Origin of the sequence: Nonomuraea sp. KM90 (assembly GCF_052246675.1) — a bacterium.
Taxonomy (GTDB): domain Bacteria; phylum Actinomycetota; class Actinomycetes; order Streptosporangiales; family Streptosporangiaceae; genus Nonomuraea.
This window is the reverse complement of the sequence record NZ_JBQQCB010000077.1, coordinates 12,503-24,659: the sequence shown is the minus strand read 5'-3', so window position 1 is coordinate 24,659 and position 12,157 is coordinate 12,503. Positions and strand designations below refer to the sequence as shown.

General features: G+C 69.6%; 13 protein-coding genes and 1 pseudogene. 7 read left to right on the top strand and 7 right to left on the bottom strand.

From position 1 onward, the window contains the following. Positions 1-374: 374 nt before the first annotated feature. The 7 genes and pseudogenes from ACTWPW_RS43590 to ACTWPW_RS43560 form a co-directional block, all read right to left on the bottom strand. Positions 375-680 carry a PadR family transcriptional regulator gene (locus ACTWPW_RS43590; protein ID WP_443172167.1) on the bottom strand — a complete coding sequence of 102 codons (306 nt, stop codon included), beginning with the start codon at positions 678-680 and terminating at the stop codon, positions 375-377. A gap of 261 nt (positions 681-941) precedes the next feature. Beyond that, a complete protein-coding gene (locus ACTWPW_RS43585) occupies positions 942-1,955 on the bottom strand; it encodes an SMP-30/gluconolactonase/LRE family protein (protein WP_443172166.1) in 1,014 nt (337 codons plus the stop codon). Positions 1,956-1,975: 20 nt separating this feature from the next. Beyond that, positions 1,976-2,917, bottom strand: a complete 942-nt coding sequence (locus ACTWPW_RS43580; RefSeq protein WP_375117876.1) for an aldo/keto reductase — start codon at positions 2,915-2,917, stop codon at positions 1,976-1,978. Positions 2,918-2,965: 48 nt separating this feature from the next. Then, a complete protein-coding gene (locus ACTWPW_RS43575) occupies positions 2,966-3,307 on the bottom strand; it encodes a winged helix-turn-helix transcriptional regulator (RefSeq protein WP_225302715.1) in 342 nt (113 codons plus the stop codon). Further along, positions 3,304-3,918 carry a recombinase family protein gene (locus tag ACTWPW_RS43570; RefSeq protein ID WP_443172165.1) on the bottom strand — a complete coding sequence of 205 codons (615 nt, stop codon included), beginning with the start codon at positions 3,916-3,918 and terminating at the stop codon, positions 3,304-3,306. The genes ACTWPW_RS43575 and ACTWPW_RS43570 overlap by 4 nt, the downstream gene beginning before the upstream one ends. A 353-nt stretch (positions 3,919-4,271) precedes the next feature. Continuing rightward, positions 4,272-4,940, bottom strand: coding sequence for a hypothetical protein (locus ACTWPW_RS43565; protein WP_443172164.1), 669 nt, complete (start codon positions 4,938-4,940; stop codon positions 4,272-4,274). A 74-nt stretch (positions 4,941-5,014) separates the two neighbouring features. After that, positions 5,015-5,573 (bottom strand): annotated as a pseudogene (locus ACTWPW_RS43560) (helix-turn-helix domain-containing protein); the annotation flags it as partial. Between the two features lie 125 nt (positions 5,574-5,698). On the opposite strand from ACTWPW_RS43560, the gene ACTWPW_RS43555 reads away from it, so the two are divergent. The 7 genes from ACTWPW_RS43555 to ACTWPW_RS43525 all read left to right on the top strand — a co-directional run bounded on the left by ACTWPW_RS43555 (position 5,699) and on the right by ACTWPW_RS43525 (position 12,114). After that, complete coding sequence (locus ACTWPW_RS43555) at positions 5,699-6,037, top strand: ArsR/SmtB family transcription factor (protein ID WP_375117880.1); 339 nt, start codon at positions 5,699-5,701, stop codon at positions 6,035-6,037. Positions 6,038-6,048: 11 nt separating this feature from the next. Next, complete coding sequence (locus ACTWPW_RS43550; protein WP_443172163.1) at positions 6,049-7,380, top strand: alpha/beta fold hydrolase; 1,332 nt, start codon at positions 6,049-6,051, stop codon at positions 7,378-7,380. 397 nt (positions 7,381-7,777) lie between these two features. Next, on the top strand, positions 7,778-8,350 hold the full coding sequence (locus tag ACTWPW_RS43545; RefSeq protein ID WP_443172162.1) for an RNA polymerase sigma factor: 573 nt from the start codon (positions 7,778-7,780) through the stop codon (positions 8,348-8,350). Beyond that, on the top strand, positions 8,347-9,135 hold the full coding sequence (locus tag ACTWPW_RS43540; protein ID WP_443172161.1) for a zf-HC2 domain-containing protein: 789 nt from the start codon (positions 8,347-8,349) through the stop codon (positions 9,133-9,135). Before ACTWPW_RS43545 ends, ACTWPW_RS43540 begins: the two co-directional genes overlap by 4 nt. Continuing rightward, positions 9,132-9,968, top strand: a complete 837-nt coding sequence (locus ACTWPW_RS43535; RefSeq protein WP_443172160.1) for an ABC transporter ATP-binding protein — start codon at positions 9,132-9,134, stop codon at positions 9,966-9,968. Before ACTWPW_RS43540 ends, ACTWPW_RS43535 begins: the two co-directional genes overlap by 4 nt. Next, positions 9,965-11,407 (top strand): hypothetical protein, encoded by a 1,443-nt coding sequence (locus ACTWPW_RS43530; RefSeq protein WP_443172159.1) that lies wholly within the window; start codon positions 9,965-9,967, stop codon positions 11,405-11,407. The genes ACTWPW_RS43535 and ACTWPW_RS43530 overlap by 4 nt, the downstream gene beginning before the upstream one ends. After that, a complete protein-coding gene (locus tag ACTWPW_RS43525) occupies positions 11,398-12,114 on the top strand; it encodes a hypothetical protein (protein ID WP_443172158.1) in 717 nt (238 codons plus the stop codon). Before ACTWPW_RS43530 ends, ACTWPW_RS43525 begins: the two co-directional genes overlap by 10 nt. The last annotated feature ends 43 nt before the right edge of the window (positions 12,115-12,157 follow it).

The window sequence follows — 12,157 nt, the reverse complement described above, 5'->3', positions numbered from 1 at the left end:
CTGACAGGTCCAGCTGTTCGGCGAGGGGGCGAAGGCGGAACCGATCAGGGCCGGCTCCTGTGCCCGAATCCACCAGATGACGTCGTGAACGTTTGTAGCAGTATGCATACTCCAGGGCGATTTGGATCTTGCCCGTGCCTCCATGGCCGATGAGGCATACGGGTTTGGAGGTCGCCGCGCCGTTCAAGAGGTGCTGCGCAGCCGCGCGATCCCATCGGGGGTTGGTCGCGGCGCCGAAGCGCAGCAGGTCGGCGACGCTCCACCGGCGATGCAGCGGCTTGTCCTGGGCGACGAACGCGACCGCGGCCCTCTCCAGCGGCCGGCCGAAGACCTCCGCACGTCCCGTGGTGGGCGTCAGCAGGCCTGATACCAGTTCAGCAGCGTGGACTTGCCTGCCCCGTTCGGCCCGGCCAACGCGGTCCTGACCCCGACGGCTCGACGGTGTTCAGCCACCGCTCCAGCTCCGCCTGGCCGCTGTCGGTGATCGCGTACAGGGTGCGCTCGGGTCCGCCCTCCTGCTGCGTCTCGGCGACCTCTGCCAGGCCGTCGCGTTCCAGGCGTTGCAACATGGCATAGACCTGTCCGTACGCCAGTGGCCTGGCGCCGGCGAGACGGTGATCGTGCTCCTTCTTGAGCTCGTAACCGTGCTTCGGGCGCTCGGCGAGGAAGCCGAGTAGCACATGACCGGTTGACAGGATCGCGACTATGCATTCAATGAATAGTTGCGGACAGCGGCTGGTCCCGCGCCCGCTTCGGCTCCACACATCCCTGGGCGACAGTCACCGGCAGGCGGGCCGCAACGACTCCAGCAACCGCGAGCTTCCCGGAACGCACCGTCTCACCGGAACCCAAGTAGCCACAGGTCAGACCTGAATCCCCGGAGTTGTGACGATCGGTGCGCCGTGGGCTGATCGGAGCGCGCGTGAAGGCAAGCCAGACCTTCAGATGCCGCGGACGGAGGCGATGGTGAAGGGGATCCGCGGGAGGCCACCGTCCGGATCTACGATGCTGCCCTTATCGAGCTGTGAACGGACCACGTACAACCTCCCCTGCCGGTGCAGCAGATGCGTCGGGAGCTGCAACGCTTGATCGGTGATCCGTCCCTCCTCCATGGCTGCCCGCCCATCCGCCGTGACGCGCCAGCGGCTGATCGCGTTGGCCTTGATAATGGGATGCGCCACCCACAACTTGCCGTTCCGCAGTTCCATGCCGTCGGCCAGGGACATGTCGCCGCCACGTAGCGTGACCTTGCGGATCACGCCAGAGTGCAGGTCGATGCGGTAAAGGGCACCTCTCATGTCGGCCGTCAACAGGTAGCGCCCCGACGGCTCCGCGACGATCCCGTTGAGCGTGACCGTCTTACCGGGTTCGTACGGATCCACGACACCGGCCAAGTCGAAGGCGGGAGTAAGCGGCGTTTCACGGCCCCGTTCGCGGGCTCGTGCGAGCTGCCAGGGAGTGACCCGGTAGACCACCGTCCGGAAGCTGTCGGTGATGTACGCGGTGCCGTCCGGGGCGATGGCCAGATCGTTGACGAGGGGTTCGCTCTTGCCTTTGGCGGGCGGGGTGAAGCGAGCCAGTAGACGGCGGCTGGGGATGTCGTAGACCGCGACTCCGGTACTGCGGTCTATGGCCCACAGGCGTCTGGCCCGGTCGACCTCCAGCCCGAGTGCGACTGTGCGTCCGTCCGCTCCCGCGGGCAGGAACACCTCCGCGACACGATGCCCCGGCCTCATTGTGAAGATCGTGCCGTCCTCGCCCGATCCAGTGTAGAGATCGCCGGTGTGCGGGTCGGCGGCGATGCCTTCGGGATAGACTCGGTCACCGGGCAGCTCATACGCCACGGAGACCTGTGAGGGCGCAGACCGCTCGGCCGCCTGCGCGGTGCCGTCGGCAAGCAACGGTACGGCGATTGCTGCGAGAGCAAGAAGGCGTCGTCGAGTCGTGGAGCGCATAGGAGCCTCTTCCTGAGTTCTCACTGTTTCCAAGCGCTGACCTGGTCCAGCAGGGCGATCTCGTCGTCGGCGAGCCGCAGGGTCAGGTAGGGCAGCAGGTCGGCGAGCTGGGCCGGGTTGCGGGCTCCGGCAAGGGGGGTGGCGACGGTGGGCTGGACGGCGAGCCAGGCCAGCGCGACCGCGGCCATCGTGGTGTGATGCGCTGCGGCGACCTCGTCCAGGGCGGCCAGTACGGCCGGGCCGTTGCCGTCCAGGTGAGCGCGGGCCTGGTCGGCGCGGGGGCTGTCCACCCCGGGGCCGTCGGGGCGGTACTTGCCGGTGAGGAAACCACGTGCCAGCGCGACGTAGGGCAGGCAGACCAGTCCGGTCCGGGTGACGGCAGGCGCGAGGTCCCGTTCGTAGTTCTCGCGCTGCACCAGGTTGTATTCGGCCTGCAACGCGACGTACGCGGCGAGCCCTTCCCGGGCCGAGGTCTCCAGTGCCGCCGACAGCCGCGCCGCGGTGTAGTTGGACGCCGCGATGTGCCGTACCTTGCCGGACCGGACCAGCTCGTCGAACGCCCCGAGGGTCTCGGCCAGTGCGGTGCCGGGGTCGTCCACGTGCGCGTAGTACAGGTCGATGTGATCAAGCCCAAGCCGCCGCAGTGAGTCCTCGGCGGCGCGCCGGATCGTCTCCGGCCTCAAGTTGTTCAGCCCCGGGAGCGCACCCACCTTCGTGGCGATCACCATCTGGTCTCGGTTGCCGCGGGCCTTCAGCCAGCGACCGATGATCGTCTCGGATTCACCACCGCTGTTGCCGGGCACGTGGAAGGTGTACCTGTCCGCGGTGTCAATGAAGTTGCCACCGGCCTGGGCGAAGGCATCCAGCACGGCGAACGAGGTCTCCTCGTCCGCCGTCCAGCCGAAGGGATTGCCGCCCAGGCACAGCGGTGACACCTCCAGATCACTGTTTCCGATCTTCATGGCGGCAACGCTAACCGTCCGCAGGGAACCATCTGGTTCCCTGGGGGGTCAACCGCCGTCGGCGTCTGCGAGTTCGTCGGCGTGTTCCTCGGCCCACCGGGCGAGCACCGACACCGGCCCCAGCAGGCTCTCCCCCAGGGCAGTCAGCCGGTACTCAACACCCGCAGGCGCGGTAGGCAGGGTCCGCCGCTCCACCAGGTTGCCGCGCTCCAGCTTGCGCAGTGTCTGGGTCAGCATCTTGTTGCTGATCCCGCCGATCCGGCCGCGCAGCTCGGTGTACCGCAGCGGACCACGCCCGAGCCCGAACACCACGACGACAGACCAGGCATCGGCCACCAGATTCAAGGTGGTACGGGCCGGGCAGTCGGCCAAGAACACGTCGGATCTCATGCCTGCTCGCCGGCGGAGTCGGTGGCGAGGTAGCGGTGCAGCGAGGTCTTGGGAATGCCGGTCTTAGCGGCGATGACGCCGAGGGAGTTGCCCTCGGCTTCGAGGAGCCGGGCGTGTTCGATCTTGCCTTCCGCATGGGCGACGGGGCGGCCGATCTGGCGGCCGCTGGCTTCGGCGACTGCGCGGACGCGGGCGGCGCGTTCGGCGGTGAAGGTGCGTTCCATCTCGGCGAACAGGGCCAGTAGCAGGAAGGCGACGCGGCGCATGCCTTCGTCGGCGGTGTTGATCGGCAGCGGGTCGGCCAGCGACCGTAGGCCGATGCCCTTCTCGGCGAGGTCGTGGACGAGGTTGAGCACCTCGCCGAGGTTGCGTCCGGTTCGATCCAGTGTGTGCACCACGATGGTGTCGCCGCGGCGGGCGCAGGCCAGTAGCTGGGTCAGGCCATCGCGGTCGACGGTGGTGCCGGTCTTGTTGTCGACGTAGATCCGCTCGTCGCCGATTCCGGCCGCGGCCAAGGCGTCGAGCTGCCGGTCGAGGGACTGCCTCGTGGTGGAGACACGCGCGTATCCGAGTTCCATCCCGCCCATGGGGTGATCGCTGCCGTTGCCCATCCTCCGATCGTAGTGAAAATCAGCTCCGTACCGCCCTTTCGGAACAATGGTTGTGGAACGACTTCCGGAACGACCGGTGTTCGCTGGCGTCCGATTCTTCGAGGCGCGGGTGGGCGGGGTGCGTTGTCAGAGAAGATGTTGTCCGAGGAACAGTTGGAAGCGACTGCGCTCGTTCCCGGAGATCAGCGCTGATGAGTTGATCCGGTGTTTCACGCCGACGTCGGCTGACGTAGTGTTCGTCGATCCAGGTCGTGGGCGGCGCTCCGTGGACCAGTTGGGCATGCTGGTCCAGTCGGTTCGCGGCCGTGGCCCAGGTCGCGGATGGGCTGGGTGTGCCACCCGCGGCGGCGTCGTTATACGGCCATCCGGACCCAGGCCCGCTCGAACCATCTGGCGCAGGCCAAGTATCTGGAGTGGACGACCGCCCCGGCAGGCAGGCGATGAAGCAGCTGGAGCAGTTCCTGCTGGATCGGGCGATGGAGCATGACTCGCCGATGCTGCTGTTCAATCTGGCGCGCGAGTATCTGATGGCGGCCAAGGTGGTCGCCAGCGCGCGTACGGCGGCCTCTGATCTGACGTCGCAGCTGGTGGCGCACCTGCTGACGGTGGAGGTTGGGCTCCGATCTGGAGCGGATGCTGCTGGTGGATGCGGGGTTGGGGATGACCCGGCTGGAGTGGCTGTCACGCTGGCCCGGAATGCTCCGGCGACCTCGGTCGCACACGCAGGCTTCTCCTCCTGCGTGGGAGCCGATCATCCACAGCAGCCGCAGCCGGACCGGATCGGCCACCGCCTTGAGCAGCACGACGAGCTCGGCCGCCTCGCCTTCGCTGAGCGGCTGGCGGGCGATCGGCGCGCAGCACACCGCGTCCTTGCTGCTCGCGGCGAGGGGCAGGGTGGCGGCGGTCATGCGGAAGCCTTGCCTCCGGACCGGCTGGTGGTTCGATGCTTGTCTAAATGATAGGCGGTGGTTGCCGACCAGCGAGGCGGCGGCGACCAGGCACGTCAGCGTGACGGCGGCCATCACCCAGGCGTACGGCCGCGTGCGCGACGGCTAGCTGCTCTGTCCTGCGAGGTTGGGTACGCGCTTGGCGGTCGCCACAGGTGGGAGCGGTAGCAGCAGCCTTTGTCGGTGAGCACGCGGCGTACGGTGATGCCGCAGCTGGTGAAGTAAGCCTGGGCGCGTTGCCAGAAGGCGGCGGCGGTCTGCTCGGTCTCGCCCGGCAGGATCTCGGTGTAGGCCAGGCGGGAGTGGTCGTCGATGGCGTTGTGCAGGTAGCCGTAGCCGAGGTTGGGACGGCCGAGGTGAGCCAGGCGGGCGAGCCGGTAGCGGGTTGGCACGCGGTGCACGGTTGAGGGGTGCAGGCCGAGCAGGTAGGCGATGTGGGCCGGTCCCCACCGGCGCGGCAGGCGGATCTTGATGATGCGCCGCTCCGTGCGGGTCGGTGTGCGGCGCGGGCTGCGGTGCGGCCGGCTGGGAGCGGTCGCGCATGCCGGCCTCGCCGAGCTGGCGGTAGCGCTGTGCCCAGCGCCGGGCGGGGGTGGCGGCGACCTGGAAGCGTTCGGCGGCGCGGCGCAGCGGCCAGCCGTCCTCGACGTTGACCTGGTCGCCGTTGATGTCGTCCACCTGCACCTTTAGGCCGGTCACGGCGCCCAGGTCCTTCGCGCAGAGGCCGAAGGGCTCATGAGGTAGGACGCGGGAAGTCAAATCCTGGATCGCACACGCCCGCAGACGATCGGCACCCTGGCGCGATACATACACTTGAACATATATACACCGTCATGTATGTTCGGGGTGTGGTCAACAGCGTGCAACTGCGAATGACGGCGATCTCGGAGCCGAACCGGTTCCGGATCGTCGAGTTGCTCAGGGACGGCCCGCGGTCGGTGGGTGACATCGTCGAGGCGCTGAGCCTGGGCCAACCGCAGGTGTCCCGGCATCTGCGACTGCTGTCCGAGGCGGGAGTGGTCGAGGTGACCAAGCGGGCACAGCAGCGGATCTACCGGCTGCACCCGGGCGCGATGCGTGAGCTGAGTGACTGGGTGCAGGGGTTCGCCGTTCTGTGGTCGGAGCGGATGGATCGCCTCGGTGCCTTTCTCGACGACACGGCCGATCAATGAGGAGCTTGAGCATGTCCCCAGACACCGCAGACGGGATCGTGGTCGATAGGTCGGCCAACACCCTGCACATCAGCCGCACCTACACGGCCGAGCTCGAGCGTGTGTGGTGGGCCTGGACGGACGCCGAGGCGATCACTTGCTGGTGGGGGCCGCAGGGGTGGGCCGCGACCGTGTACGAGATGGACGTGCGGCCGGGAGGTCGCTGGCGCTTCGAGATCGCGCCAGTGGACGGCTCGGCCGCGCCGGTGCGCAGCATCGCCACCTACACCACCGTCGTCGATCGTTGCGAGCTCGCCTACGACGACGTGTTCGCCGACGCGGCGTGGCGGCCCGACGGCACGGGAACCTTCCCGACTTCGGTCACCTTCACCTCCACCGGCAACGGCTGCATCGTCTCCGTCGCCGCGAGCTTCCCCGACAGCCAAGCACTGCAACGGGCCGTCGAACTCCAGATGGCCGACGGCTACGCCGAAGCGCTCGACCGGCTTGGCGGCCTGCTGGACGGCCCGTCAACCAGCCAAGGAGAAACGATCATGTCCGAACTTTCCACCATCACCTCCGCCGACGGCACCACGATCGCGTACAAGAAGACCGGGTCCGGCCCGGCCATCATCGTGATCAGCAATGTCGCCGAAGACCACACCGGCGTCGCGGGCGTGGCCGAGGCGTTGTCCAAGGACTTCACCGTGATCAGCTTCGACCGGCGCGGCCGAGGGGCCAGCGGCGATCCGCAGCCCTACAACCCGGCGCGCGAGATCGAAGACATCGCCGCGCTCATCGAGATCGCGGGCGGCTCCGCGGCCCTGACCAGCGGTTCCGGTGGGTGCGGGCTGACCTTGGACGCGGCGAGCGCGCTGGGTGACAAGGTCACGGGACTCTACCTGTACGAGCCGCCGTTCATCGTCGACGACTCCAAGCCCCCGGCGCCCGCCGACTACGTCGAACACCAGAACGCCCTGGTCGCGGCGGGTAAGCGCAGCGAAGCCGTCGAATACTTCATGACCGAGATGATCGGTGTCCCGGCCGAGTACATCCCGGCGATGAAGCAGGACCCCTCCTGGGAGGCCATGGTCAAGTACGCCCACACCTACGCCTACGACGGCCAGATCATGCGCGGGCTTCAGGACGGCAAGCCACTGCCCACCGACCGCTGGTCGATCAAGGCGCCGGTCGCGGTGGCCGTCGGTGGCAACGGCGAGGCCTTCATACGCGCCGGTGCACAGGCGCTGGCTGCGATCCTGCCGAACGTGACCGTGCTGACGCTCGCCGACCAGGATCACTCCGCCTTCTGGATGGCCCCTGAGCCGGTCGCGGACCAGGCCCGCACGTTCCTGCTCGGCTGACGACCACAGGCCTGGCGGCCATGTGGGAGAACACCGCCGCCCATGCTCGCCACCCTACGGTGATCCATTCGAGCAGCTCGGACGCGGACCAGGCATGCCACACCTATGTTGCACGCTCCGTCTGCCCCTCCACCGCCCGGCCTTCGCTTGTCCCGTTCAGCAGGCGGTGGCGGGCTGGAGGAGTTCGATCTCGATGGCCAGTACGCCGAGGGCTTCCTTCCCGGGGCCGTAGATGCCATGCGCTCCCGCCGGGGGTGGGCCTGTCGGTAAGGCCGGCGCCACCAGCCGCCATCTGTGATGCTCCGCGGTGAACAAGGGCACGAGGATCCACGGGCCAAATCACGAAACCGGCTGACTTGGGAGAACCGGCTCATACAGGTCGTGCGATAGATATACCGTGAGACCGTTTCCCTTCCGTCGGCGCGCGGCCCCGGACGTCACTGCGGAAAGCAATGACGCCGACCTCATCACCGCTGTCGCCGCGCGGAGCACCGTCGCCCTGCGCATCCTCCACCAGCGCCACGCCCCCTGGCTGCGCGCCCGCCTGGCCCGCCGCTGCGCCGACGCGGACGCCATCGACGACGCGCTGCAGGAGACTTTTCTGGCCGTGTGGCGCTCGGCGGGTGGCTTCCGCGGCGATAACCCGGCCGGCTGGTTGTGGACGATCGCCGTCCGCCGTCTGATCTCCGCTCTGCGTGGCCGCGGCTCGCGCTGGGTCGGCTCCGGCATCGAACCGAACGACAGCTCGCCGGTCGCCTCGGCCGAGGACGTGGTCCTGCTGAGCGTGGAGCACGGTGACCTCGGCGCCGCCTTGAACAGGCTCTCTCCAGAGTTGCGCGCCGTCATCGAGGCGACTGTCCTCGACGGCCTCACCACCAAGGAGGCCGCCGGTCTCCTGGGCATTCCGGAAGGCACGATCAAGACCCGCGCCATGCGGGCCAGGGCCCGGTTGCGCGAGGAGCTGTCATGAGTAGCTGGCACATTCCCGATGACCTGCGCGAGCGCTACCTCGAAGGCACGCTCGAACCGGCTCTGGCCATGTCCGTGGACGCACATCTCGGTCGTTGCGCTGATTGCCGGGCGGCGGTGCCGTACGACAAGGACTGGCTCGAAGTGTCCTGGGCGAGGCTGGAGGCCGAGCTGATCACGCCGCGCCCGAGCCTGGCCGAGCGTTTCCTGCGGCACAGAGGGGTGCCCGACCACCTGGCCAGGCTGCTGACGGCGACACCGACGCTGAGCCAGGCCTGGCTGGCCGCCGTGGTGGCGGTACTGGCGTTCGCGGTCCTTGCCGCGCGCGCGCAGACCGAACTGCTGCCCGCTTTCCTCATCGTCGCGCCGATGCTGCCGCTGGCGGGCATCGCGCTCGCCTACGGGCCCCGCGTCGATCCCGCCCACGAACTGGTCGCCGCCACCCCGATGTCCGGCCCGCGACTGCTGCTGACCAGGGCCACGGCCGTGCTGGCGGTGTCGGTCGTGCTGGCCGGGCTCGCCTCACCGCTGCTGGCCGCACCTCCCGGTCTGGCCGCCGCCTGGCTGCTGCCCGCGCTGGCCGCCGCCTCGGGCTGCCTGGCCCTGTCGAACCGGCTGCCGGTGCCGATCGCCGCACTCACCGTGGGCGGGGTGTGGCTGGCCATCGTCGGCACGGGCCGCTTCATCGGCAGTTGGCTGGCCGTCTTCGGTCCCGCCCCGCAGATCGGGTACGGCGTGGCCGCCCTCCTCCTGACATACCGCTTCTACAAAGTGAGCACCAGATGATCCAGATCAAGGAACTGACCAAGACATACGGCGCCAAACGGGCGCTCGACGGCCTCGACCTGACGCTCGGCACCGGCGTGACCGGTCTGCTCGGCCCGAACGGCGCCGGCAAGACCACCCTGCTGCGCTGCCTGGCCACCACCCTCGCCCCGGACGGCGGCGCGGTGGACGCCTTCGGCCTGGACCCGGCCGACCGCGCGCAGCGGACCGCGCTGCGGCGCAGACTCGGCTACCTGCCGCAGAACCCCGGCTCCTACCCGCATTTCACCGCCTTCGACCTCGTGGACTACGTGGCGATCCTCAAGGAGCTAACCGACCGGAAGCACCGGCACGCCGAGGTACGCCGGGTGCTGGCCGAGGTGGACCTCACCGACCAGGCCAGGACGAAGGTGCGCAAACTGTCGGGCGGCATGCGCCAGCGGCTCGCGCTGGCCCAGGCGCTGCTGGGCGAGCCGCATCTGCTCATTCTCGACGAGCCGACCGTGGGCCTCGACCCGGAACAGCGGATGATGTTCCGCGCGCTGGTCTCACGGCTCGGCGAGAGCCGTACCGTCGTGTTGTCCACCCACCAGACCGAGGACGTCGCCGCGCTGTGCGAGCGGGTGGTGGTCATGCGGGACGGCCGTGCGGTCTTCGACGGCACCCCCGGCGAGCTCGCGGCCGTCGCGGACGGCCGGGTGTGGCTGTCGGACACAGCGCCCGCCACGTCGGAGCTGTTCTGGCGGACGGCCGACGGCCGCTACCGCACGCTCGGCCCGCGACCGCCGACCGCCGACGCGGCGGTGCCCGGTGTCGAGGACGGCTACCTCATGCTGCTCGGGGAGGCGGCGTGACGCGGCGGCTGTTCCTGTTCGAGACGCGCAGGCTGGTGCGGCACCCGCTCGTGTGGGGCGCGACCGTCCTGGTGCTGGCGCTGCAGACCTTCCTCAGCCGGGGCCAGCAGCCCGACCTCACGATGGACCCGATCAACGCCACCGGGCTGGCCACCTGCCTGGCCTCGGCGGTCCTGATCACGGCGAGCCTGGCCACCTCACGCGACGGGCGGCACGGCATGCCGGAAAGCCTCGCCGGCCTGCCCGGGCGGGCCGAGCACCGCACGCGGGCCCTGCTGTTGGCCACACCGCTGGTCGCGGCGCTCGCAGCGGCTGTGGCCGTAGGCGGTTACCTGGCGATCCGGCTGCTGAGCGGCCCCGCCGGAGGGCGGCTGGACGTGTGGGAGCCACTGACGGCGGTGGCCGCCACAGTCCTCGCCGCGACGCTGGGCGTGGCCGTCGGCCGTTGGACGCGGTGGCTGATCACCGGGCCGCTGGTGGTGGCCGTGCTCGGCTTCCTCATTTACGTGAACCCGACGAACGGACAGGCCCGCTGGCTGCTGCCGGTGATGCAGGTCCACCAGCCGGACTGGCCCGACCGTCCGTCGGCGCTCCACCTGGTGTACGTGCTCGCCGTCGCCGCCGTCTTCGGCGGGATCGCGCTGCTCAGGCATCGGGTACGGCCGGCACCCGCTGTGGCTGTGGTGGTGGCGCTGGCTGTCGCGGTGCCATCGGGGGCCACCGCGGCGTCCACCCGGCCACCGAGCAGGTTTCCCACGAACGTGGAGCTGAGTGTCGACCATGTGGACTCCCGCGTGCGTGAGCGCTACTTCGGCCCCGATGCCTACCGCTGCGCGGAGCGCCAGGGGCTCACCTACTGTGCCTTTCCCGGTTACGAACCGTGGATCCCGCTCTGGGAACAGGCGGTCCAGCCGGTCGTGGCGGCGCTGCCCGCCGCGCTGCGGTCCCGGGCACCCCAGGTGCGGCAGATGAGCCAGTCCTGGAGCTTCGCCGTCGATTCCGGCGTGATCCGGCCGCCGATGAGCTGGGGGCATCCCGACCAGCGCAGGATGCTGGCCGAGGACGTGGCCTTCTGGGCGACCGGGCTGTACGACTCGGCCGCCAAGCACTTCAACCCCTCCCGGCGTGCCGCACTGTGTGACGTGCGCGGTCAGGCCCGCACGGTGGTGGCGCTCTGGCTCATCGGCCAAGTCTCCCCTCCCGAGGCCCGGCGGCAGCTCTACATCGACGGCCACCTGGGACGCCTGTCCGGTCTGGACTGGGGCCCGGCCGAGATCGGCTACGCCAAGCTTCTGCTGGCCTCCCCTGGCGCCCGCGAGAAGGTCCAGGCCGACTGGGACACGCTCGTCAAGCCCACCACCACGATCGACCAGGCCTTGCCGCTGCTCGGGCTGGAACGGAAGTTTGACGCACCGATGGGAGCCATGCCATGCCTCTAACGCTGCCCGCCCGCCCCCAGGCCGCCGCATCCGCCGCGGCCGCACCCATCACCTCCGTCCCTGCCCCGCCACCATCCCGCTGGCGGGTGGCGCTCCTGCTGGTGCGCCCCCTCGCTCGGGCCATCGACTGGGGGCCTCTGGCCGTGGTCGCCGCCTTCACCGCCGGGCTGGTGAGCCTGCTGGAGTACGGGGAGGCACTGCCCGGGGGCGACGCGCTCGTGCTCATGCGCATCTGTGGCACCCTGCTCGGCGCGGCGGCGGCCTTCGGGCTGGTCGATGCCATGTCCGCCGACCTCGGCGCCGCCGCGGTCCCCCGATGGGTCCGGCAGGCGCTGCGCTGCCTGTTGTCCGGTGGCGCCGCGATCGCGATCTGGCTGGCCGCCTTCTCCTATATCTTGACCCGCCTGCCGGAGGGCGCCCTGTTCCCGGTCGGCGACCTGCTCATCGAGGTAGGCGTCTGCCTCGGCATCGCGCTGGCGGCCGCGGCGACCGCCGTGCGGTTCGCACCCGGACGACAGGCCGCCATGGCCGCGATCGTGGTCCAGCCGGCGATGGTGCTGGGGACCATCCTGCTCCCCGAGCAGGCCCGGCTCTGGCCACCGACCTGCGGGTTCGGGTACTGGGATCAGGCACACCTGTTCTGGCTGGCGATGCTGCCCCTGCCGTACCTCTGGCTGATCACCGCGGGGCGCGACCTGCGGCGCTGACCCGCCGCGCTGTCAGGCGACGACTTCGGCGGCCCGTACGGCG